Source organism: Exiguobacterium sp. s132, from assembly GCF_018617235.1.
In the GTDB taxonomy this organism is placed as follows: domain Bacteria; phylum Bacillota; class Bacilli; order Exiguobacteriales; family Exiguobacteriaceae; genus Exiguobacterium; species Exiguobacterium profundum.
The window spans coordinates 1-23,906 of sequence record NZ_JACSJU010000002.1; the positions used below are offsets into that span (position 1 = coordinate 1).

Here is a 23,906-nt window from a genome sequence, read left to right on the forward strand (position 1 = left end):
TGATATAGCTCTTAAATTGACGAAGCTTGCGCTTCATTCAAAAATTGTAAAACTTTTTTTGCCTCATCGTTCAGTTTTCAAAGTTCGTCTGCCGCTCTTAGCGACTCATTTATAATAGCACCTGTAATTATATCCGTCAACTATAAAAAGAAAGTTTTTTAAAAAAGAATAAATAAAGACGATTCCATTTCATTTTGTTGAATGGAATCGCTAGTTTCTTCTTATTGAAATGCAACAATGCTCACATCGGTTAATCGCGATAAATCATATTCTTTCTCCCCTGTCGCTTCAAGCACAATCGGTTGTTCGACACGATTCGTATAGGCATATATCGTTCCTCGTACTCCACTGCTCAATAAAACAGGGCGACCGATTTCATAAAATCCAAGTAATGTCGCAAGAAGCGACAAAGCTTCTCCATCATAGGCTTTGTTCTGCCACATATAGAAATATGCTTCCTCTGGAGAGAGCGGCTTTCGGAACGTTCGGGGTGCTGTTAACTGACAGAAGCGATCGGCGACAATAAATAGAGGAGAGGCTGGATTCAACTCGCGTTCCGTCAGACGTTTTGGAAACCCGGATCCATCCAATCGCTCATGATGCTCGGTAATCAATTGATACACTCTTCCTCTTAACGTTTGAGTACTCGGGAGCATCGATGCCGAAACGAGTGGGTGTTGATACAATAGCTCCCGTTCCATTTTTGTGAAATAACGCATATGAGACCATTTCCGAATTTTAGCGTAGCTCGCATCTGCAAAATAAGAAGCAATCCCGTAATCAAATTGGAGTTGATGTTCGTCCCCTCGATATTTCGATAAGGCACGGGCGACGAGCGCTCGATAGACGGAATGGTAAATGACATGATTTTTCCGCAACGGCTGATGCGTAAAGAAATGAACGATCGCTGTAAGCGGAACTTCCTGACGAAATAGTTGATGAATGAATTCTAGACCTTCATATGGGTTAGGTGCGATCCGTTCTTCCCACTGATTATAATGCTTCTCATATTGAAGGACCTGATTACAGAGGCGCTGTTCTTCTTTAGACGTGAAGAGCTTCTGTTCAACAGGTGCGACATCGATATCTTCGATTTTTAAGAAACGGAGCAAACGTAAATGTTCATTGGTTAAGTGGATTCCGGCTTCTAAAGAAGAAACGGGTGACAATAGCGTCATCCCAACATGTACAGTGGATAAGTTCAAACGCACGCGAATCCCTCCTAATATATGAAAAGATCGAACGGAAACACCGTTCGACCTCTCGTCTTACTCATTCACATCAGACGATTCATCGGTTTCAGGTGCTTCATCCTCAAACCCATTCTCCAAATCGACTGCTGATTCCTCTTCTAACTCATCTTTTTTCAACTTTGCGATAGTCGCTAAACGATCGCCCTCTTCGATGTTCATCACTTTCACACCGCGAGTACTTCGACCCATTTGAGAGATCGTTTGTGAATCAATCCGAATCGCAACACCGAGTTCGGTCATCAGCATGATGTCATCGTCTTCATCAACGACACGCATCCCGACGACTGTTCCACGATCTGTCTTAATTCCGATGATACCGGAACCGCCACGACCTTGTGTGCGGAACTGTTCCATGGCCGTACGTTTTCCGTATCCTTTTTCAGTGATAATCAAGACGTCTTGCGTGGTGCGAACGATTTCCATCGAGACGACCAAATCGTCTTCCTTCTTCAATCGAATCGCGCGAACGCCTCGTGCCGTACGTCCCATCGAACGAACTTCTCCTTCGAGTGGGAAGCGAATCGACATACCTTGGCGTGTGACGATCAACATTTCATCGTCGCTCTTCGCTAAACGGACCGTGACGAGTTCATCTGTCTCATTCAAACTGATGGCACGTAGACCGTTTTTGTTGATTCGGGCGTATGCCGAAAGTGGCGAACGCTTAATCAATCCTTCTTTCGTGATGAAGACGAGAGACAACTGCTCGTCCGCTACTTCTTCAGACTCATCCTGTGTCTCTTCCGCTACCGTTTGGTTAGCCAAGTAACTATTGAAATCGACAGGAATCATCGTTTCGACTTTTTCACCTTTGTCGATTTGCAGCAAGTTAATGATCGGCATCCCTTTCGCGGTACGGCTCATCTCAGGAATTTCGTATCCTTTGAGACGGAAGACGCGTCCGAAGTTGGTGAAGAACAGGATGGTATCGTGTGTCGACGCGGAGAGCAGACGAAGCACAAAGTCTTCATCGTTCGTTCCCATACCTTGTTTCCCACGTCCACCACGGCGCTGTGTCCGATATGAATCCGATGGGATCGACTTGATATATCCTTCGCTCGTGAGCGTAATCATCATGTCGCGAACTGGGATCAAATCTTCGTCCTCGAGTTCAACGATATCCGTACGAATCACCGTACGACGAGCATCACCATATCGCTCTTTGATTTCGATTAACTCGTTACGAATAATATCGAGTAGCAATTCTTCGTCTCCGAGAATCGCACGAAGTTCTTCGATTAACGCTTTCACTTCACGATATTCGCCTTCAATCTTCTCACGTTCCAAACCAGTCAAGCGTTGGAGACGCATATCTAAGATTGCTTGCGTCTGTTCAGTCGAAAGTCCAAAGCGGGCAATCAACTTTTCACGAGCCTCGTCACCTGTGCGTGTGCTACGGATGATGGCGATGACTTCATCCAAGTGATCCAAGGCAACACGAAGACCTTCTAAAATGTGGGCACGTGCTTCCGCTTTGTCTAAATCGAATTGCGTCCGACGACGCACGACCTCTTTTTGGTGTTCGATGTAGTAATAGATTGCTTGTTTGATGTTCAACGTTTTTGGACGACCGCCTACAAGCGCGAGCATGTTAACACCGAACGTCGTTTGCATCGGTGTTTGCTTGTACAAGTTATTCAAGATGACACTCGCATTCGCGTCGCGGCGAACTTCAATCACGATGCGCATCCCGTTACGGTCTGATTCATCGCGTAAGTCCGTGATTCCCTCGATTTTCTTGTCGCGAACCAAATCGGCAATCTTTTCAACGAGACGCGCTTTGTTGACTTGGTAAGGAATCTCGTGCACGAGGATCCGTTCACGGCCATTTTTCAAGACCTCGATTTCAGCTTTCGCACGCATCGTAATCGATCCACGTCCAGTTTCGTATGCACGACGAATCCCACTACGTCCCAAAATCTCTCCCGCAGTCGGGAAATCAGGACCCGGGATATGTTGCATCAATTCTGCAATCGTGATGTCCGGGTTGTGAGAAAGCGCCAGTACACCGTCGATGACCTCGTTCAAGTTATGAGGCGGAACGTTCGTCGCCATACCAACGGCAATCCCGCTCGTCCCGTTCACAAGGAAGTTCGGGAAACGTGCCGGAAGTACGACTGGTTCTTTTTCTTCACCATCGAAGTTTGGTTGATAATCAATCGTGTTTTTTCCGATGTCTCGTACGAGTTCCATCGCAATTTTAGACATACGTGCCTCGGTATAACGCATCGCAGCGGCCGAGTCGCCATCGACTGAACCGAAGTTCCCGTGACCGTCGACTAATTCGTAGCGATAACTGAAGTCCTGAGCCATGCGGACCATCGTCTCATAAACGGCTGAGTCACCGTGTGGGTGGTACTTACCGATGACGTCCCCGACGACACGCGCCGACTTCTTATGTGGCTTGTCCGCGCGAATACCTAGTTCGTTCATCGCATATAAAATACGACGGTGAACCGGCTTTAATCCATCTCGCACGTCCGGAAGGGCACGTGATACGATGACGCTCATCGCGTAGTCCATGAACGACGTTCGCATCTCCTGGCTAATATTTATATCCTTGATATTTTCTTGTTCTGCCATTCGTTATTGCCTACCCTTCTTATTAAATATCGAGGTTCTTCACGTAATGGGCGTGAGATTGAATAAAGTCACGGCGTGGTTCGACGTTGTCACCCATGAGCGTTTCGAAGATTTCATCCGCTTCGATTGCATCTTGCAGGTCGACACGAAGCATCGAACGCGTTTCCGGGTTCATCGTCGTATTCCATAACTGTTCAGGATCCATCTCTCCGAGACCCTTGTAACGTTGAACGCTATAACGTGCATTTTCAGGAAGTTGTGCAATCGCTGCCTGCAACTCACGGTCGTTTTGAACGTAGATGGTTTCTTTCCCGTGCTTCACACCATAGAGTGGTGGTTGCGCGATATAAACATATCCACTTTCAACGAGTGGGCGCATGTAACGATAGAAGAACGTCAACAATAACGTTCGAATGTGCGCACCATCGACATCGGCATCGGTCATGATGATGAGTTTATGATAGCGCGCTTTCGATAAGTCAAACTCATCGGCAATCCCTGTTCCGAGAGCCGTGATGATGGTCCGGACTTCTTGGTTGGCCAAAATCTTATCAAGACGTGCTTTCTCAACGTTGATGATTTTCCCTCGAATCGGAAGGATGGCTTGGAAGTGACGATCACGTCCAGATTTCGCAGAACCTCCCGCTGAGTCACCCTCAACGATGTATAGTTCAGATTTCGATGCATCTTTTGACGAACAGTCTGCCAATTTCCCTGGCAATGAACTGACTTCGAGAATCCCTTTACGACGTGTCATCTCGCGTGCACGTTTCGCAGCAAGACGCGCACGTGCCGCCATCAAGCCTTTGTCGACAATGAGGCGGCCGACCGACGGGTTCTCGAGTAGGAATTGTTCGAACGTGTCGCTGAACAATGTGTCCGTTGCCGTACGCGCATCGGCATTCCCGAGTTTTGTCTTCGTCTGCCCTTCAAACTGAGGAGAAGGGTGCTTGACCGAAACAATCGCCGTCAATCCTTCACGGACATCATCCCCTGAGAGGCTACCATCGGCTTCCTTCATCAATCCGAATCGCTTCGCATAATCATTAATGGCACGGGTGAGCGCCGTCTTAAATCCAGTCTCGTGCGTCCCACCTTCATGCGTCGGAATGTTGTTCGTGAATGAATAAATGTTACTTGCGAAACCTTCGTTGTATTGAAGCGCAATCTCGACTTCGATTCCGTCTTTCGTCCCGTGTACGTATACAGGCTCTTCATGAATCGACGCTTTTGAGCGGTTCAAGTGCTCGACATAAGACTTGATTCCGCCCTCATAGTGATAGTTCCGCTCAATCGTCTCGTCACTACGGTCATCTTTAGCCACGATTCGTAACCCTTTGTTCAAGAAGGCGAGTTCACGTAAGCGTGTCGCTAACAGATCAAAGTCATATTCGAGTGTTTCTTGGAAGATGTCCCCGTCTGGGAAGAAACGAACTGTCGTCCCTGTCGTGTCGGTCGTCCCGACGATTTCGAGTTCACCTTGTGGAACACCCCGTTTGAACGATTGGTAATATACGTTTCCATCGCGACGAACGAACACTTCAAGTTTCGTCGATAAGGCGTTAACAACCGACGCCCCGACACCGTGAAGACCACCTGATACTTTGTATCCGCCACCGCCGAACTTACCACCTGCGTGCAAAACCGTGAAAATAACTTCAACGGCAGGTCGACCCGTTTTCTTTTGAACATCGACCGGAATCCCACGTCCGTTGTCTTCAACAACGATCGAGTTCCCTGGCTCGACCGTCACTGTGATCGTGTCACAATAACCAGCGAGCGCCTCATCGATTGAGTTATCGACAATCTCCCATACCAAATGGTGGAGACCGCGAGAGCTTGTGGAACCGATATACATCCCTGGACGTTTACGGACAGCCTCTAAGCCTTCAAGGACTTGAATCTGATCGGCGCCGTACGCTTGCAATTCTTTTTCATTTTCATTACTCATCGGTTATTTTCACCTACTATACATGATTTGGTGTTCCTTCTTGCCACGATTACACGGACTCCGTTTCAACCTCACCTTGTTTCACGTGAAACACTTTCGCTTGTTGAATGGTCTCATGTGCAATCCCGTCAATGTTTGTTGTAGTCAAAATCGTTTGTACTTTCCGTCCCATCGTATCGAGGAGATGGGTTTGGCGATGATCGTCAAGCTCAGATAACACATCGTCTAATAACAACAGAGGATATTCGCCTACTTCTTCATGAATCAATTCAATCTCAGCTAGCTTCAATGACAAGGCCGCCGTTCGTTGCTGACCTTGTGAACCGAACGTTTGAACGTTTCGATTGTTGACATACAATTCAAAATCGTCACGATGCGGACCAAATAAGGTCACACCTCTTCGTCGTTCGTTCTCTCTTATTTTATCAAACTTTTGACGATACGTTTCAAACATCTGTTCTTTTGAGAAGCGTTCTTTTTGGAACGTGTCGGAAACGTATTGAATCGTCAGTGTTTCGAGTTCTCTTGTGATTCCGGAATGGATGGGATTGGCCCATTTTTCGAGCTGGTCGATGAAGTGATAGCGTCTCATCACAATTTTTACGGCAAGTTCAATCAATTGATCCGTCAAGACTTCAAGTAACGTTTCGTCGCCACCTTTTGTGGATAACTGCTTCAACAAGGCGTTCCGTTGTTTCAACGTCTTCAAGTATTGATTGAGCTCGTGTAAGTACACCGGACTGACCTGACCGATTTCCATATCTAAAAATCGCCGTCTCCCTTGCGGACTGCCTTTCACGATGGCTAAGTCTTCTGGGGCGAACAAGACGACGTTAAATGCGCCGACATAGTCACTGAGACGACGTTGTTCCAAATGATTGAGCTTTGCTTTCTTGCCTTTAGGAGAAAAAGAGAGACTCTGCACCGATTCGCCCGTCCGTTTATGAATCCGTCCTTCGATACTCGCAGCATCGGCTTCCCAACCGATTAACTCACGGTCTTGTGTCGTCCGATGCGATTTTGCGAGCGCAAGTACGTAAATCGATTCGAGAAGATTCGTTTTTCCTTGGGCGTTCTCACCAATCAGAACATTCGTCTGTTCTGAAAAATCTAGCTCGAGGGTTTCGTAGTTGCGATAGTTTTGCAATCGGATCGACTTTAAATGCACGTCAGTTTCCCTCGATTTGATATTCCCCGAAGCCTTCGACTTCGATTGTATCTCCATCTCTTAATTTACGACCGCGGCGCTGGTCCTGCTCACCGTTCACTTTAATCATGACATCCTCTAAAAAGAACTTTGCTTGTCCCCCACTTGAGATGATATCTGCTAATTTTAAAAATTGTCCGAGCGTTACATACTCGGTTGTAATTGACACTTTTTCCATGTCGTCACTTCCTTTCTCACATGCTGATCTGAAAAAATCGCCATACATATTAGTTTATCGAAAATCGTCGAATAAGGCAAAAAGAGGGATGACAAGGCAAGACACCTCATCATCCCTATCCGCAGCTTACGATGTGCGGACTGGCAAAATCAGTTGAAGAACACTATCTTGTTCAACCGGTCGTAAAATGAACGGTCGCATCGAACCCGTGAACTGGATTTCGATTTCAGATGCATCGAGTGCGCGGAGCGCGTCCATCACGAATTTCGAGTTGAAGGAAATTTTTAGTTCTTCTCCTTCAAGCGACAGGATGCTGACACGTTCCGACACTTTTCCGACTTCCGGCGAGTGTGAAGAGACTTCAACTGCCGTTGTATCTTCCGCCACAAATTTAATGACGTTGTTGCGATCGGCACGTGCTAAGAGCGATGCACGGTCAATGGCCTGTAAGAACTCTTTCGCATTCATCCGAACCGCTGTGCGATATTCTTCCGGAATGAGACGTGACGTGTCTGGATAGGCACCGTCTAACAAACGAGAGAAGAATGAGATGTTTTTCATACGGAATAAAATTTGTTGGTCCGTTAAGACGATTTCAATCGGCAACTCTTCACGGTCGAGTAATTTTGCCAATTCGTTGAGTGAGCGACCAGGAACGACGACATTTTGGAACGTCAAATCGTTATCTGTCTCAAATCGCGCACGACGAAGCGCCAGACGGTGGCTATCGGTTGCGACACATGTAAGGAAGCCCTTCTCTGCTGAGAAGTTAACCCCTGTCAATACGGGACGCGTCTCCTGTGAAGAAACAGCGAAGCTCGTCTGACGGATGATGGTCTTCAATAGATCAGCCGGCAAATAGAAGCGACGATCACTCGCAAGTTCAGGTAGGCGTGGATATTCATCCGGGTCGAGACCGTTTAAATGGAACTCTGCCTGACCAGACTCAATGCGCGTCATGAAGTTCGGTGAAACTTCGAGTGTGACCTCGTTCGTCGGTAACTTCTTCACAATTTCTCCTAAGAAGCGTGCGTTCAACACGACGCTTCCAGCACGTTGAATTTGAATGAGTTCAATTCCACCCTCTTCGATTGGAATCAAGCGTTCAATCGAAATCTCGGTATCACTTCCTGTCAGTGTTAAGCCATCCGCATGTGCCTCAAGTTTCAAGCCTGTCAAAATTGGAATGGTCGTTCGTGAAGCCACAGCTTTTGATACGTCTTGTACGGCTTGCATGAATACATCTCGTTGAATCGTTAAATGCATGTGGATAATTCCTCCTAAGGTGAAATGAGTCCATTTCCTAATAATATAATAGTATTAATTAAGTCATAATAGTAATAAGGGCTGTGGATACTGGGGATAAGTCCCCTAATCCATACGTGTTAAGCCATTTCGCCTGTGAATAACTTGTGGATAACTAAGGTGGTTTATCCACAAGATATCCACAGAGAATTCTTCATTAGTTAGAAAGTGCCTTCTTCAACGTTTGAATCGTCTCTTGCATTTCCACATCGTTCTTTAGAAGGGTGCTAATTTTTTCATGTGCATGAATCACAGTCGTGTGATCACGCCCTCCGAACTCTTCCCCGATTTTTGGCAAGGAGCTCTCCGTCATCTCCCGCGAGAGATACATTGCGATTTGACGTGGGAATGCCAACGTCTTGGTTCGCTTTTTCGAGTTCAATTCTTCTACTTGAATGTTGAAGTGTTGACCGACAACTTCTTGAATATCGCGAATGACAATTTTCTTCGCTTCCTGGACAGGCATGATATTATGAAGCGCTTCGGCTGCCACGTCCGGGTCGATTGGTCGTCCGACAAGTTTTGCATAAGCGACGACTCGTGTCAGTGCCCCTTCTAGTTCCCGAATGTTCGTATCGATTTGATTCGCGATATACAGCATGACTTCATTCGAGATATCAAGCCCTTCCGCGGTCGCTTTTTTGCGAAGAATCGCAATTCGCGTCTCAAGGTCCGGTGGTGTGATGTCTGTGATTAGGCCCCATTCAAAGCGTGAACGAAGTCGATCCTCTAGCGTCGGGATTTCTTTTGGTGGTCGATCACTTGAAATCACGATTTGTTTCTGATCGTTGTGCAATGCATTGAATGTGTGGAAAAACTCTTCTTGGGTTTGTTCTTTCCCTGCTAAAAACTGAATATCATCAATCAATAGTACATCAATGTTTCGATAACGGTTCCGAAACTCACCGGTCTTATTATCCCGAATCGAATTGATAAATTCATTTGTGAACTTCTCAGAAGAGACATAGGCAATGCGAGCCCCCGGTTTTTGACCTTTTACATAATGACCAATCGCATGCATCAAATGTGTTTTACCAAGTCCAACGCCTCCGTAAATGAAGAGCGGGTTATAGGCGCGTGCAGGTGCTTCAGCGACAGCAAGTGATGCGGCGTGGGCAAAACGGTTCCCCGATCCGATGACAAACGTCTCGAAAATGTATTTGTCATTCAGTTGACCAAGATCCCCTTCCTCTTTTGAAGGTAATAGCACGGGCTGTTCTTTTGTTTCTGTCACGGCGATGGACTCATTTGACGATCCATCCGCTGGAGCATACTTGTGTGCTTGAGATTCCTCGATGAAATGAATTTCAAGCTTGTTGTTTGTGATCTCTTCAACCGTATCTTGTAACAGAGAGAGATACTGTCGCTCTAACCACGTGACGATAAAACTGGCGGGTGCCGACACAACGAGCGTCGTTCCCATCAATGATATCCCCTCGGTTGATTTCAACCACATGTCAAAACTGGCTTTTGGAGTTCGTTCTTCTTCCTCGATTACCGATAAGACATTTCTCCAAATCTCGCGAGCATTCTTCAATGAAAGACCTCCTTTACTCACATGTTGGGTAAAACTTATTCACACGATATACACATACACTATTCTATAGTAGAAACTAGGGTTATCCCCAGAGAACAAAAACTGTGGATAAAGTTATCCACATGGTGTTCATTATGGGGATAACACTTATCCACAGCCTGTGTATATCTTGGAATCACGAATTGTTCATCCACAAGTTTGTGCACATTCAGTTTAGCAAAATAAAATAGACGTGGCAATGCTTTTTGGTATTTATCCACAGATAAAGAAAAGTATCCACACCCACTTATCCACATGCTGTGTGTTTTGTGGATAACCTGTGGATATATTGTGGATAAAGCACTAATGATAGAATATGAGATGAAAAAGTTATACACAAAAGAGGAAGAAGTGAAATGAAAGATTGTTTTTGTAAAAGAAGAAAATGAAAAAATAAAGAATAAGAATATGAAAAAAAGAGGAGTTATTCACATATAAATGTGGATAACTTCGAGATTTTGTGGATAAAATGGCTCAACGTGGCTATTTATAAAGACCGTTTATAAAATACGTAAAGGTTGTGTATACATTCATCCCCTACTCGTCCTTCGGATAAGGATCGAATCCATGTGGATGAATGCTTTCTGAGTGCCTCATTCTACGAATTCGAAAACCATCCGAAAATACATTGACAATTGTTGAATCGATTTATATAATCTTAAAGACTGCCTTAAATGAAACTATAACTTGCTAATAGAGCGTTAATCTTGAGGAGGTGCTGTAACCATGAAACCAACTTTCAACCCTAACAACCGTAAGCGTAAGAAAGTTCACGGATTCCGTGCACGCATGGCGACTAAAAACGGTCGCAACATTCTTGCTGCTCGTCGTCGTAAAGGCCGTAAAGCCTTGACTGTATAATTCTGAATGAAGATTGCCCGGGGATCCTTTCCTCGGGCAATTTTTTAGTTTGTCACAGAAACGTAGTATTTCATGGATTCTCCCTCGTTCAAATGATGTGGATATGATATGATGTTAGTTGACGATTTTTGAAGCGAAGGATGGAGTGAGAATTTTGAAAAAAGAATACCGCCTGCAAAAGAATGAAGAGTTCCAAGCGGTGTTTCGCGAAGGACGCTCCGTGGCCAATCGTCAGTTTGTCGTCTACACGCTCAAAGCGGATCAAACGCATTTCAGAGTGGGTCTTTCCGTCAGTAAGAAACTTGGAAATGCTGTGGAACGGAACCGGATGAAACGATTGATGCGTGAGTCGCTTCGCTTGCTCGAACCAAACGTTGCACCGAATGATTATGTCATCATCGCTCGAAAACCTGCGACCGCATTGACGCAGTCGGAAGTAACCGAGAGTTTGAAACACGTATTCAAACGGGCCAAGGTTTGGCAAAAGCAGGGCCGGTGACCATGACAATCTGAATTTGTTCTCTCATATAATTAGAGTCTGATAAGATTGCCCGATCGACGTGTGCGTTAAAAAGAATTGATAAAGAAAGCGTAGGAGGAACTATGAGCAAAAAGCTAAAATTAGGATTACTCGCTGCCATGACCGCGGTCATCATGCTGATGGCAGGCTGTGTGGATCCGTCTACCATCCAAGCCGAACCAGTAACGGCTGACACAGAAGGTTTCTGGGCGAAGTACTTTGTATGGCCGCTCGCATGGCTTTTGAAGGAAGTTGCTTACTTGGTCGGTGGCCCGTGGCAATACGGGATTTCAATCATCATCGCGACGATTATCGTCCGGTTATTGATTCTCCCACTCATGATCAAGCAGACGAAGAGTATGGGTGCGATGCAAGTGTTGCAACCAGAAATGCTGAAGCTTCGTGAAAAGTACAGCTCAAAAGACCAGGAAACACAACGTAAACTCCAAGAAGAGATGATGAAGCTTTATCAGGAATACCAAATCAACCCGCTCGCGGGATGTTTGCCGATCTTGATTCAAATGCCGATTCTCTTCGCATTCTATGATGCGATTCGCCGTACACCTGAGATTTTCGAAGCGAACTTCTTATGGTTCGACCTCGGTGCTCCGGATCCAACGTTCGTCTTGCCGATCTTAGCGGCAATCTTGACGTTCGCACAACAAAAAATCTCAATGGCGGGTCAAGAACAGAACCCGCAGTTGAAGATGATGCTTTATATCTTCCCGGTCATGATCTTCGTCATGTCGATCAACCTCCCAGCTGCCCTTTCGTTATACTGGGTAGTCGGTTATATCATCTCGATCATCGTCACGATGGCAATCATGCTCCCGATGCGTGAGAAGATGAAGGTTGCGGCTGAAGCGAAAATCGCTGCGAAAGAAGCAGAGCGTGCAGCGCTTGCTGAAGAAGAAAAGAAAAACAAAAAGAAAAAGCGTAAATAATCGCTAAGCTGAGTGTCTTCTGACGCTCAGCTTTTTTTTGTGGGATTGCAAGCCAGTCAGAGGGGAATAGAGATAGAAACGAGTAAACGGAGGTGTGGGAAAATGGAGGCATTCATTCAGCGTTTGGAACGTTCGACGTTATGGCAAGCGATCATTTATTTTGTACTTGGTGTTCTCATTCTGTTATATCCTCGATTTTTCTTTGATGTCATGGTGTATGTCATTGCCGGTTATTTAGCGATCATGGGGATTTGGATGATCTTTCAAGGGTTGCGTCGACGTCAGGGAGGGTTGCCACCCACTTTCTTTATGGGTCTCATCTATTTGATTTTGGCAGCGGTCGTCTTTTTCTTCGCAGAGACGCTAGCTAGTCTTCTCCCGATTTTGATCGGAGCCTTGTTCTTATTCGGTGGAATTATCCGCCTGATTCAGGCACTCGGTTACCGTCAATCGATGTCGGGACGATGGCTTTGGTTTTTGATTGGAAGTCTATTGTGGATAGGTGTCGGGATTCTCATGTTGACGAATCCGTTCAGTAGTCTACTTGTCTTGTTCCAACTGTTCGGCGGCATTCTCATCGCCATCGCGATAATGGAACTGTTCCTCTATTTCACGATTCGTTCGACGAAACGCCAAGCAAGATACTAAAAAACAAGCCGCCCTATATGCCAGGACGGCTTGTTTCTCGTTGAATCAACTGTTCCATGAACGGTCCGAACACGTTGTAGCCAGGTAGTGATGTGAAAAAAGTTTGCTCTACCTGAAGTCGCTCCAGATAGATGTGGGCGGCTTTTTCGTGTGAGGCGGGGGTCAAATGGTCATAAAATGAGCGGAGGTCGATTTCTTGTCGCTGCGTCACATCTTTTAAACCAAGGGAAGCCCGGTCCGGTGTGTGGTGAGCGGCTAACACATATGCGAAATGGACCATTCCTTGCCGGAGCATCTCCGTTGCCCACATCGCGTTGCCTCGATTGCGTGATTTTGTATATTGGAAAAAGAACCACACGGTATCGAACGCATGGTCACTGATTGCCGCTTCGTCTAATTGCAAGGAAGTGGCGTGTCTAGCAAGTCGCTGTTGTGGGTCGTAGAGCACATGAATCGAGTCTTGATGATTCAACGTCTCTTGCGTGACCGTGAACAGGTCGAGGTGAAGAAAATCATCAAAGACGGCGATGAGTTGTGGAGCGACGATGTGAATCTCGTCTTTTAACAGAATCGGACGATAGGCGGTTACATGCTCGAGGCGTCTAGATAGAAAAGAGACCTTTTCATCGGGGTGTACCATGACATAGAGGTCGATATCTGAATGTTCATCGGCTTCTCCCCGACCGAATGAACCCTTCATAAAAATCGCTTGAACCGCTTCATCGTGCTGTAATCGTTCGGTGATGATTCGGATTGCGTCTTGCTGTTTCATCTTTAGATCATCTCTCTCCTATGTAAATATATTCCTTTATTGTACGAAAACGATGAGGCGAATGGCAATGACTTTATCAATGGTCCAACTCTTTCGTTCAAGTCGAATATCGTGTATAGTAGGTTCGTTATGCATATGATAGAAGAAGATGTTTAGGTTTGGAGGGAGAAAGATGCTAGAGTTTGACACGATTACAGCGATTTCGACGCCGATGGGTGAAGGTGCCATCGGGATCGTCCGACTATCGGGCGATTTGGCGGTCGAAACGGTGAACAATGTGTTTTCTGGGAAAGACTTAACAACAGTCGATTCACATACGATTCATTATGGAACGTTAAAATATCCTAATACGGGCGAAATCGTCGATGAAGTCATGGTCAGTATTATGCGCGCGCCGAAGACGTTTACGCGAGAAGATGTCGTCGAAATCAATTGTCACGGAGGCGTCGTAGCGGTCAATCGTGTCCTTGAGCTCATTCTCGATCAACCCGACATCCGCCTAGCAGAACCGGGCGAGTTCACGAAGCGCGCCTTTTTAAATGGTCGGATCGATTTATCTCAGGCGGAAGCGGTCATGGATTTGATTCGCGCGAAGACGGACCGAGCAATGAACGTTGCGATGGCGCAAATGGAAGGACGTTTGTCACGCCTCGTTCGCGAGTTACGTCAACAATTGCTCGAGACGATTGCGGCGGTCGAGGTCAACATCGACTATCCAGAATATGACGCAGAAGAGATGACCCAGGCCATTGTCGAAGAGAAAGCGGGCGAGGTCAAACGTGTCCTCGAACAGTTACTCGAGACAGCGCGACAAGGGAAAATCTTACGTGAAGGCTTGGCCACGGCAATCATCGGTCGACCGAACGTCGGAAAATCTTCTTTGATGAACACGCTCGTTCAAGAGACAAAAGCGATTGTCACCGAAATTGCCGGTACGACACGTGACACAATTGAGGAATACGTCAACGTGAAAGGTGTTCCGCTCAAATTGATCGATACGGCAGGGATTCGCGAAACGGAAGATATCGTGGAACGAATCGGTGTGGAAAAGTCGAGAAAAGCGTTAGAAGCGGCAGATTTGGTCCTTCTCGTCTTGAACGGACATGAGGGGTTGACTGTCGAGGATGAGGCGTTATTTGAGGCAGTTAAAGGAATGAATGCCATCATCATCATCAACAAGACAGACTTGCCACAAAACATGGATTCTTCTAAGCTAGAGAAACTAGCGGCAGGACGTCCAATTGTGGCGACATCGCTCTTGCTAGATGAAGGAATCGATGCCCTTGAAGCGGCCATCGCAAATCTATTCTTCGCAAAAGGTGTCGAGTCACAGGATATGACGTATATCTCAAACGCTCGACACATTCAGTTAATCAAACGAACGATTGGTCAAATTGATGAGGCGCTCGGTAGTGCCGTCATGAATATGCCGATCGACATGGTTCAAATCGATTTACGTCGTGCGTGGGATACGCTCGGTGAAATCAATGGAGATACCGTACAGGAGAGCTTGATTGATCAGCTCTTTTCACAGTTTTGTCTTGGGAAATAATAAGGAGGAACGAATATGGCTTATACGGCAGGCGAATTTGACGTCATCGTCATCGGGGCCGGACACGCAGGGATTGAATCAGCACTCGCATCGGCTCGAATGGGCGCGAAAACAGCGATGCTCACCATGAACCCTGATATGGTCGGATTCATGTATTGCAACCCATCAATCGGTGGGCCGGCGAAAGGGATCGTCGTACGTGAAATCGATGCGCTCGGTGGCGAGATGGGGCGTGCGATTGACGCGACATACATCCAAATGAAGATGCTCAACACATCGAAAGGGCCGGCGGTACGTGCGCTACGTGCACAGGCGGACAAATTCCAATACCAAAATCATATGAAGAAAGTGCTAGAAGATGAGCCGAATCTGCTGCTTCGTCAGGCGCTAGTCGAGCGCTTGTTGATTGAGGACGGAGAAGTACGTGGCGTGGTAACGAACACAGGTTCAGAATATCGCGCGAAAGCGGTCATCGTCACAACGGGAACGTTCATGCGTGGTCAAATCATCATCGGGGAATTGGCTTACGAGAGTGGTCCGAACAACCAAATGCCATCGGTCGAGCTATCGAAGCATCTTGAAGAGCTCGGTCTCGACTTAGTTCGATTCAAAACGGGAACACCGCCACGAATCGACGGCAAGACGATTGATTATTCGAAGACGGAGATTCAGCCAGGGGACGAGAATCCATCATTCTTCTCGTACACCTCGACGGACTTGGATCCGATCGAACAAATCCCGTGCTGGCTCACGTACACGAGCGAACGTACACACCAATTGATTGATGAGAACTTGCATCGCTCACCGATGTATTCGGGTGCGATTAAAGGAACGGGGCCCCGTTATTGCCCATCAATCGAAGATAAGGTCGTTCGCTTTAATGATAAACCGCGTCACCAAATCTTCTTAGAGCCAGAAGGTCGCGATACGGAAGAAATCTATGTCCAAGGCTTTTCGACGAGTATGCCAGAAGACGTGCAACATCAGATGCTTCGCACGATCCCGGGTCTTGAAAATTCAGAGATGATGCGTCCCGGTTATGCGATTGAATACGATGCGGTCGTACCGACACAGCTTTGGCCAACTCTCGAAACAAAAGCTGTCCCAGGTCTTTTCACAGCGGGACAAATCAACGGGACGAGCGGGTACGAAGAAGCGGCTGGACAGGGCATCATGGCGGGAATCAACGCCGCATGCAAAGTGCTCGGAAAAGATCCGGTTATCTTGGACCGTTCGCAAGCGTACATCGGCGTCTTAATCGATGACCTCGTGACGAAAGGTACGAACGAACCGTATCGCCTTCTCACATCACGTGCCGAATACCGTCTTTTGTTGCGTCATGACAATGCGGACTTGCGACTCAGCGACATCGGGTATGAGATCGGCTTACTTTCAGAAGATCGTCACACTCACCTCAACGAGAAGCGTGTAGCGATTGAAAAAGAAGTGAAGCGACTTGCGTCACTTGTCGTCAAACCGACACCTGAAGTCAATGCGATGCTCGAATCGGTCGGTGCGCACCCGCTTAAAGAAGCGACGCATGCCAACATCTTGTTGAAACGTCCGGAAGTATCTTATGAAGCACTCATGACGGTCGTTCCGTCAACGGAAGAATTGTCGTATGAAGTGAAAGAGCAAGTCGAGATTCAAGTGAAGTATGAAGGTTATATTTCCAAACAGCTTGAACAAGTCGAGAAGATGCGTCGCATGGAAGAAAAACGAATCCCGGAAAACTTGGATTACGATGCGATCGGTGGTCTCGCGACAGAAGCGAAACAAAAACTAAAACAAGTTCGTCCTCTTTCGATCGGTCAAGCGTCTCGTATCTCAGGCGTAAACCCAGCAGACGTGTCAATCTTGCTCGTCTATATCGAACAAGGACAATACGCAACGGTGGAGTGAAACGATGAACGAATCTCAATTTATTGAAGCGTTACGAGCTGAAGGGTTTGAGCTGAGTGAGACACAACTCAGTCAGTTCAAGCGTTACTTCGAAATGCTCGTCGAATGGAACGAGAAAATGAACTTAACGGCCATCACGGACCGAGAAGAAGTATATTTGAAGCATTTCTATGATTCGCTCAGCGCAGCGTTTCATTTCGATTTCACGAAAGTCGAAACCGTATGTGATGTCGGGGCAGGAGCCGGATTCCCAAGTCTTCCGCTCAAAATTTTATTCCCACACTTACACGTCACGATCATCGATTCGTTAAACAAACGCATCACCTTTTTGAACGAGTTGGCCCTTGCCCTTGGACTCGAAGGTGTCGCGTTCCATCATGGTCGTGCCGAAGAGTTCGGAAAAAATAAAAAGTTCCGCGAACAGTTTGACGTCGTCACAGCACGTGCGGTTGCCCGCATGACCGTGTTGGCAGAATACTGTTTGCCACTCGCGAAAGTAGGCGGAAGCTTCGTTGCGCTTAAAGCGGCCAAGGTTTCTGACGAGATGGCAGACGCCAAAAACGCTTTAGCCGTTCTAGGTGGGAAAGAAAAAGCGACACACCAGTTCCTATTGCCAGGAGAGATGAGTGAGCGTAATATCGTAGTTGTAGATAAACTACGAAAAACGCCCGGGAAATATCCGCGTAAAGCGGGGACACCGGCGAAAGAGCCACTTATCTGATGATGTCGTTTCACGTGAAACAAAAGCAGATTCCAGTGGTGGAGTCTGCTTATTTTTTTACATAAAGGGGTGCCCGACGTTGAAGAATAGATTTGCGAAATTGTTCGGTGTGAATCGAAAAGACGAAGTTGCCGTGACGCAGATTGCGGAAGTTCGAGCGGATGACACGGTACAAGAACTCTCGTTGTCACGGTTGCGTCCAAACCGTTATCAACCGCGTAAAGTGTTCGAACCGGCAAAAATTGAAGAGTTGGCAACGACGATTTCGGAACATGGACTCCTTCAACCAATCGTGGTTCGAAAGGCAGATGGGGACTGCTATGAAATCATTGCCGGGGAGCGTCGTTTCCGTGCGGTGAAATCGCTTGGTTGGTCAGCGATTCCGGCAATCGTTCGCGATATGGACGATGATACGACGGCTGCACTCGCCTTGATTGAAAACTTGCAGCGTGAGCAGTTAAGCCCGATTGAAGAGGCGGAAGCATATGATCGTTTACTCGCCTTGAACGGTTTGACGCAAGATGCGCTCGCGAAGAGTCTAGGCAAGAGTCAATCCACGATCGCCAATAAGTTGCGCTTGTTAAAATTGCCGGAGGATGTGAAGCAGTCGCTTCGCGATCGTCGGATCAACGAACGACATGCGCGTGCGTTGTTGCCGTTGAAGGAAGAAGGATTGCAACTTCAAGTGCTCGCAGAAGTGTTAGAACAGGATTTTAACGTCAAGGAGACAGAAGAACGCGTCGCCTTTTTAACAACACCGATCGAAGAAGAGAAGCGAAAGCCGAAAAAACAACGTCGTCGGACGAAAAGTTTTGCGCGTGACACGCGAATCGCCATCAACACGATTCGTGACTCAATCAATTTGATTGGGAAAACAGGGATTGACGTCCAAACTGAAGAAGTAGACGAAGAGGAATTTGTTGAAATTCGAATTCGCATCCCGAAAGCGCGGCCTCAAAAATGAGTCCGTGCTTTTTTATACAATGAAGGAGGTTTGTAGATGGAACGATTAGCATTAAAATTCATTCGCCCAAACCCGAATCAGCCCCGGAAACAATTTGAGGTGGAAAAATTAGAAGAGTTGCGTCAATCCATTGAGCGATATGGCGTCCTACAACCAATCGTCGTTCGAAAAGCGACAGGATACTATGAAATCATTGCCGGGGAACGACGGTTTCAGGCGGCGAAGCTCGCTGGGAAAGAAGACATTCCTGCCCTCGTCGTCACGGCGGACTCCGATCGCGTCATGGAGTTGGCGCTGATTGAAAACATTCAGCGGGCAGACTTGAATGCCATCGAAGAGGCTGTCGCCTATGAACAGTTGATGCAGACGCTAGGTCTGACGCAACAACAGTTGGCCGATCGCGTCGGGAAGAGCCGCAGTCATGTGACGAACAGTCTTCGCCTCCTTCGATTGCCGAGTGCCGTCCAGCATGCGGTCATGGTCGGAGATTTGACGATGGGACATGCACGTGCCATCACGGGTATGAAATCGGAACAAGCGATGGAACAGATTGCGAAACGGGTCATTGCCGAGCATTGGACGGTCCGTCGCCTCGAGCGTTACTTACAAAAAGAGCGCACAGAAAAAAAGACGCTGAAGCGATCGAACGCCGATATCGAAGCGGTCGAAGCGGTGCTTGCGGAGCGTCTTCAGATGGATGTGTCGATTCGTCCGCGCCGAAAAGGCGGCGTCCTCGAGTTGAAGTATTTTTCACAAGACGACTTGGAACAATTGTTGACGTTATTATCGCCTCAAGACTTTGATTCATCTCGTGACTGACGAAGACGCGTGATGGCCGCCTCTTCGTGATGCAGGCGCCCGATCCGTGTATCAAAATCGGCGAATCCGTCTGTGATGAAACGTGCGAGTTCATATACAAGATGGAGACGGGTATTCTGTAGAATCATCATCTCCATGAATCCACTTACGTTCACGACGGCTTTAATATTGTAAGCGCCGACTGCCGGAAGTTCTTTTTGGACACCGGCCCCTGGAGCGAGCGGACCTTCCGAAAAGAAGACATAACCGACACTTGATAAACGTCCGAGACAGGCGTCGATAGCGATAATGAGCGGTTGATGGAAGCGCGTTTGAATCTCATGTAACGTTTCCACCAAATTGAGTGCGTGTACAGGCTTCGTTAATGTGCCGTATACATGTAAATTTCGGATATGGCGTTCTTCTAAAAACGTTCCGACGAGCGGACCGAGTGAATCACCGGTCGAACGGTCCGAACCGATGCAAACAAGGACGATGGGGCGATGGATTTCATTGACCAACTGTTCATGAAGCTGGTCCGCAAGCAATCTGGATCCACTCCGCTCAGTGTGTTCAATGAAGAAAGAGTATGGTTTATGAGGTTTTAAGCGAAACGGCATGAATCTCATCCTCTCTTCTAAGCTGCCTATTCCTAGTTGCAGTTGGGGGATTGATCTCGTATTAACCCATTCCCAAAAGTGGAAAACTTCTAACTTCCGAATGCAGTGTTTGAGAAAAGTCGTGAAATATGTTTTGATGATTTAGAATCTACGACTTTGAGGTGAAAAGATGGCTTCGCAAAATACAGAAAAAGATTTAAATACGGTTGCCGATGAGACAATCGACAGCGTGAACCGATTCGTCGAGTACTTTAAAGATACAGACATGTGGATTGGTTTAGGGATCAAGCTCGCCGGTGTGGCGCTCATCATCCTTGGTTTATATATCGCAACACGCATTTTGACAACGATGGTCGAGCGCGTGTTTACGCTCCGCAAAATAAAAGAACATGATATCGTCGCCCAGCGACAGAATGAAACGTTATTAAAATTAGCCCAAAACACAATCCGCTATGTGATCGGGTTGATTATGGTCTTGACGGTGCTCGGACAATTCGGTGTGAATATCGCCGGTTTGATTGCATCAGCCGGGGTCGCGGGTCTTGCAATCTCATTCGGGGCACAAAGTTTGGTGAAAGACGTCATCACAGGGGCGTTCATCATCTTTGAAAACCAATACAAAAACGGGGATTACGTCAATTTGAACCAACAAGTCGACGGGACGGTCATCGAGGTCGGAATCCGGACGACGAAATTAAAAGGATTAAACGGACAAGTGACGATTATTCCGAACGGACAAATCTTACAAGTGACGAACTACTCGCTTGAAAACAGCGTCGCTGTTGTCGATATTGGGGTTGCGTACGAAGAAGATATGTCAAAAGTAGAGCAAGCGCTCAAGGAAATTGCGAAAACGGTCGAAGCACGCTATCACGACTTGTTCATCAAACCAATCGACTTAGCTGGAGTGCAGTCGCTCGGACCGTCGGAAGTGGTGTACCGATTAATGGCGGAAGTGCCGCCGACCCAGCACTTCGCAGCTGGTCGAATTTTGCATAAAGAGTTAAAGGCTGGACTTGACGAGCGGGGGATTGAAATTCCATACCCACGTACGGTCATGATGCCACCGAACTCGGCTCCTAAAGGAGGAGAAGCAGAAAATGCAAAGTAAAACCTATGCATTGAACGATATTGTGGAAATGAAAAAACCACATGCCTGCAAAACGAACCGCTGGCAAATCACGCGTGTCGGGATGGACATTCGGATCAAGTGCCAAGGCTGCGGAGCTAGTGTGCTCATGCAACGCCGTGATTTTGATAAGCGATTCAAGAAAGTGCTTGAACAAGGGAACGCCGCCGAATAAGCGGCGTTTTTCTTTAGGTTATGAACGTGAGTTGCGGTTTAATCGTGGACTATCTATAATTGTGAAGGATGTGACGGTGTGGTGTACTGAATGTACCCACTCCACAGACGGCTTAACATTTCCCGGGAAACACCGGATGAGGAGGAAATACTAGTGGGATTAACAGCAGGAATTGTCGGATTGCCAAACGTCGGGAAATCGACATTGTTTAATGCGATTACACAAGCAGGAGTCGAGGCGGCCAACTATCCGTTCGCGACGATCGACCCGAACGTCGGCGTCGTAGAAGTACCGGATGCGCGCCTTGATCGATTGACAGAACTCGTCAAACCGAAAAAAACGGTACCAACAGCATTTGAGTTTACAGATATCGCTGGAATCGTGAAAGGTGCGTCAAAAGGTGAAGGTCTCGGAAACAAATTCTTGGCGAACATTCGCGAAGTGGATGCGATTTGCCAAGTCGTCCGTTGTTTCGAAGACGAGAACATCACGCACGTCGCAGGCCGTGTCTCACCAATCGATGACATTACGACTATCAATCTTGAATTGATCTTAGCTGATCTTGAGCAAGTCGATAAACGAATCGCACGTGTTCAAAAAATGGTGAAGGCAAAAGATAAAGGTGCGGTACAAGAACTTGAAGCACTCGAAATCGTGCGAGATGTTCTTGAATCAGAGCGTCCGGCACGTGTCGCTGAATTATCAGAAGACCAACTCGCAATCGTCAAACACTTCCAATTGCTTACGATGAAGCCGATGCTTTACGTGGCGAACGTGAGTGAGGATGAAGTGGCAGATGCCGATTCGAACGAGTTTGTACAAGCAGTCCGTGATCACGCGGCAACAGAAGGTTCGAAAGTCATCGTCATCTGTGCACGAATCGAAGAAGAAATTTCAGAACTCGAACCGGAAGAACGCCTCGAGTTCTTACAAGATCTCGGGATCGAAGAGTCAGGACTTGATCAATTGATCCGTGCGGCTTACTCGACACTTGGCCTTGCGACATACTTCACGGCAGGTGAGAAGGAAGTTCGTGCTTGGACGTTCAAACAAGGGATGAAAGCCCCACAATGTGCCGGTGTCATCCACTCTGATTTCGAACGTGGATTCATCCGTGCCGAGGTCGTGTCGTATGACGACCTTTCAGCAGCAGGAAACATGACGACGGTGAAAGAACAAGGAAAACTTCGTTCAGAAGGAAAAGAATACGTCTTCCAAGATGGCGACGTTGTCACGTTCCGCTTCAACGTATAAGTGGATTTACGGAAACGTATTGTAAAAGTTAAGGAAGTTTGATAGTATATTATGACGTGAGTAAAACAATTGTTTGCTCCTTGCTCCTACAACCGGTAGGGGCCGTTAGTCCAAGAGGAGGTGAAAGATAATGCGTAAATACGAACTTCTTTACATTATCCGTCCATCAGTTGATGAGGAAGCGAAGAAAGCTTTAATCGAGCGCTTCAACAACGTCATCACTGAAAACGGTGGTACTGTTGAAAAAACAACAGACATGGGTAAACGTCGTTTCGCTTATGAAATCAACAAGATGCGCGAAGGACACTACGTTCTTCTTAACATCGTTGCTGAACCTAAAGCGATCTTAGAAACAGAGCGTCTCATGAAGATCTCTGACGACGTTGTCCGTCAAATGACAACAAAAGACGAGCGTTAATCCTTAACGTTTCGTATCGTGAAAGGGGAGCTTGGAGATGATTAACCGAGTTGTGTTAGTTGGTCGATTGACTCGCGATCCCGAAATGCGTTATACGCAGAGCGGAATCGCCGTAACACGCCTTACTCTCGCTTGCGATCGTCCATTCGCTGGACAAGATGGGAAGCGCGAGACGGACTTTATTGATTGTGTCGTTTGGCGCAAACAAGCAGAGAACGTAGCACAATACTTGAAAAAGGGCAGCATGGCCGGCGTTGACGGTCGCCTTCAAATCAGTAGTTACGAAGGACAAGATGGCCAACGTCGTTACCGGGCAGAAGTAGTCGCAGACAGCGTACGCTTCCTTGAACCACGCGGAGCCTCAGGGCAACGTGAGCAAGCACCATCTGGAGATGTCTTCGGTGGTGGTGAATCAAGTGGATCAGGATGGGGCGCAGGAGCCGCTTCGACTTCATCTCAGTCCTCGAATTCGAATAAAGGTTTTGACGCAGATCCGTTCTCGGGTGGCGGCAAAATCGACTTGTCAGATGATGATTTGCCATTCTAATCATCATGGACAATAAAAACTAACCTAT

The 23,906-nt window shown here is 47.1% G+C and carries 23 protein-coding genes; 14 read left to right on the plus strand and 9 right to left on the minus strand.

Going from position 1 to position 23,906, the window contains the following annotated elements:
• Positions 1-221 precede the first annotated feature (221 nt).
• The 7 genes from KNO78_RS10635 to dnaA all read right to left on the minus strand — a co-directional run bounded on the left by KNO78_RS10635 (position 222) and on the right by dnaA (position 10,014).
• The gene (locus KNO78_RS10635) at positions 222-1,211 is read right to left on the minus strand and encodes an HD-GYP domain-containing protein (RefSeq protein ID WP_196431642.1); all 990 of its coding nucleotides are present in this window, start codon (positions 1,209-1,211) and stop codon (positions 222-224) included.
• 57 nt (positions 1,212-1,268) lie between these two features.
• Entirely contained in the window at positions 1,269-3,836 is a 2,568-nt protein-coding gene (gyrA, locus tag KNO78_RS10640; RefSeq protein WP_015880210.1) for a DNA gyrase subunit A, read from the minus strand.
• A 22-nt stretch (positions 3,837-3,858) separates the two neighbouring features.
• Complete coding sequence (gene gyrB / locus KNO78_RS10645; RefSeq protein WP_074035264.1) at positions 3,859-5,787, minus strand: DNA topoisomerase (ATP-hydrolyzing) subunit B; 1,929 nt, start codon at positions 5,785-5,787, stop codon at positions 3,859-3,861.
• 49 nt (positions 5,788-5,836) lie between these two features.
• Positions 5,837-6,955: a DNA replication/repair protein RecF gene (gene recF, locus KNO78_RS10650; protein WP_159563190.1), complete on the minus strand. Its 1,119-nt coding sequence runs from the start codon at positions 6,953-6,955 to the stop codon at positions 5,837-5,839.
• A 1-nt stretch (position 6,956) separates the two neighbouring features.
• Positions 6,957-7,172 (minus strand): S4 domain-containing protein YaaA, encoded by a 216-nt coding sequence (gene yaaA / locus KNO78_RS10655; RefSeq protein WP_015880213.1) that lies wholly within the window; start codon positions 7,170-7,172, stop codon positions 6,957-6,959.
• Positions 7,173-7,298: 126 nt separating this feature from the next.
• A complete protein-coding gene (gene dnaN / locus KNO78_RS10660) occupies positions 7,299-8,438 on the minus strand; it encodes a DNA polymerase III subunit beta (protein ID WP_026824743.1) in 1,140 nt (379 codons plus the stop codon).
• A gap of 196 nt (positions 8,439-8,634) precedes the next feature.
• Entirely contained in the window at positions 8,635-10,014 is a 1,380-nt protein-coding gene (gene dnaA, locus KNO78_RS10665) for a chromosomal replication initiator protein DnaA (RefSeq protein ID WP_015880215.1), read from the minus strand.
• Between the two features lie 765 nt (positions 10,015-10,779).
• Between dnaA and rpmH the strand changes: the two genes are divergently transcribed.
• From rpmH to KNO78_RS10685, 4 genes are all read left to right on the plus strand, one after another.
• Positions 10,780-10,914, plus strand: coding sequence for a 50S ribosomal protein L34 (gene rpmH, locus KNO78_RS10670; RefSeq protein ID WP_015880216.1), 135 nt, complete (start codon positions 10,780-10,782; stop codon positions 10,912-10,914).
• A 154-nt stretch (positions 10,915-11,068) separates the two neighbouring features.
• Positions 11,069-11,413, plus strand: a complete 345-nt coding sequence (rnpA, locus tag KNO78_RS10675) for a ribonuclease P protein component (protein WP_015880217.1) — start codon at positions 11,069-11,071, stop codon at positions 11,411-11,413.
• A gap of 104 nt (positions 11,414-11,517) precedes the next feature.
• Positions 11,518-12,378, plus strand: coding sequence for a membrane protein insertase YidC (yidC, locus tag KNO78_RS10680; RefSeq protein WP_015880218.1), 861 nt, complete (start codon positions 11,518-11,520; stop codon positions 12,376-12,378).
• Positions 12,379-12,480: 102 nt separating this feature from the next.
• The gene (locus KNO78_RS10685; RefSeq protein ID WP_214691424.1) at positions 12,481-13,026 is read left to right on the plus strand and encodes an HdeD family acid-resistance protein; all 546 of its coding nucleotides are present in this window, start codon (positions 12,481-12,483) and stop codon (positions 13,024-13,026) included.
• A 13-nt stretch (positions 13,027-13,039) separates the two neighbouring features.
• On the opposite strand, the gene KNO78_RS10690 is transcribed toward KNO78_RS10685, so the two are convergent.
• Positions 13,040-13,798 carry a nucleotidyltransferase domain-containing protein gene (locus tag KNO78_RS10690; RefSeq protein ID WP_214691423.1) on the minus strand — a complete coding sequence of 253 codons (759 nt, stop codon included), beginning with the start codon at positions 13,796-13,798 and terminating at the stop codon, positions 13,040-13,042.
• A 172-nt stretch (positions 13,799-13,970) separates the two neighbouring features.
• Between KNO78_RS10690 and mnmE the strand changes: the two genes are divergently transcribed.
• The 5 genes from mnmE to KNO78_RS10715 all read left to right on the plus strand — a co-directional run bounded on the left by mnmE (position 13,971) and on the right by KNO78_RS10715 (position 19,756).
• Positions 13,971-15,350, plus strand: coding sequence for a tRNA uridine-5-carboxymethylaminomethyl(34) synthesis GTPase MnmE (gene mnmE / locus KNO78_RS10695; RefSeq protein ID WP_031424082.1), 1,380 nt, complete (start codon positions 13,971-13,973; stop codon positions 15,348-15,350).
• A 15-nt stretch (positions 15,351-15,365) separates the two neighbouring features.
• Positions 15,366-17,252, plus strand: coding sequence for a tRNA uridine-5-carboxymethylaminomethyl(34) synthesis enzyme MnmG (gene mnmG, locus KNO78_RS10700; RefSeq protein WP_074035252.1), 1,887 nt, complete (start codon positions 15,366-15,368; stop codon positions 17,250-17,252).
• A 4-nt stretch (positions 17,253-17,256) separates the two neighbouring features.
• The gene (gene rsmG / locus KNO78_RS10705) at positions 17,257-17,973 is read left to right on the plus strand and encodes a 16S rRNA (guanine(527)-N(7))-methyltransferase RsmG (RefSeq protein WP_015880223.1); all 717 of its coding nucleotides are present in this window, start codon (positions 17,257-17,259) and stop codon (positions 17,971-17,973) included.
• Between the two features lie 79 nt (positions 17,974-18,052).
• On the plus strand, positions 18,053-18,937 hold the full coding sequence (gene noc, locus KNO78_RS10710) for a nucleoid occlusion protein (protein WP_214691422.1): 885 nt from the start codon (positions 18,053-18,055) through the stop codon (positions 18,935-18,937).
• Between the two features lie 36 nt (positions 18,938-18,973).
• A complete protein-coding gene (locus tag KNO78_RS10715; RefSeq protein ID WP_031424085.1) occupies positions 18,974-19,756 on the plus strand; it encodes a ParB/RepB/Spo0J family partition protein in 783 nt (260 codons plus the stop codon).
• Here KNO78_RS10715 and yyaC read toward each other — a convergent pair.
• Positions 19,729-20,355 (minus strand): spore protease YyaC, encoded by a 627-nt coding sequence (gene yyaC, locus KNO78_RS10720; protein ID WP_078145959.1) that lies wholly within the window; start codon positions 20,353-20,355, stop codon positions 19,729-19,731. The genes KNO78_RS10715 and yyaC overlap by 28 nt on opposite strands.
• Positions 20,356-20,524: 169 nt before the next feature.
• Here yyaC and KNO78_RS10725 point away from each other — a divergent pair, with 169 nt between their 5' ends.
• From KNO78_RS10725 to ssb, 5 genes are all read left to right on the plus strand, one after another.
• Entirely contained in the window at positions 20,525-21,466 is a 942-nt protein-coding gene (locus KNO78_RS10725; RefSeq protein WP_074035244.1) for a mechanosensitive ion channel family protein, read from the plus strand.
• Positions 21,456-21,659, plus strand: a complete 204-nt coding sequence (locus tag KNO78_RS10730; protein ID WP_047795718.1) for a DUF951 domain-containing protein — start codon at positions 21,456-21,458, stop codon at positions 21,657-21,659. The genes KNO78_RS10725 and KNO78_RS10730 overlap by 11 nt, the downstream gene beginning before the upstream one ends.
• Before the next feature lie 153 nt (positions 21,660-21,812).
• Positions 21,813-22,913, plus strand: a complete 1,101-nt coding sequence (gene ychF, locus KNO78_RS10735) for a redox-regulated ATPase YchF (RefSeq protein WP_031424089.1) — start codon at positions 21,813-21,815, stop codon at positions 22,911-22,913.
• Positions 22,914-23,043: 130 nt separating this feature from the next.
• Positions 23,044-23,331: a 30S ribosomal protein S6 gene (rpsF, locus tag KNO78_RS10740; protein ID WP_015880230.1), complete on the plus strand. Its 288-nt coding sequence runs from the start codon at positions 23,044-23,046 to the stop codon at positions 23,329-23,331.
• A 37-nt stretch (positions 23,332-23,368) separates the two neighbouring features.
• Positions 23,369-23,878, plus strand: coding sequence for a single-stranded DNA-binding protein (ssb, locus tag KNO78_RS10745; protein ID WP_015880231.1), 510 nt, complete (start codon positions 23,369-23,371; stop codon positions 23,876-23,878).
• The last annotated feature ends 28 nt before the right edge of the window (positions 23,879-23,906 follow it).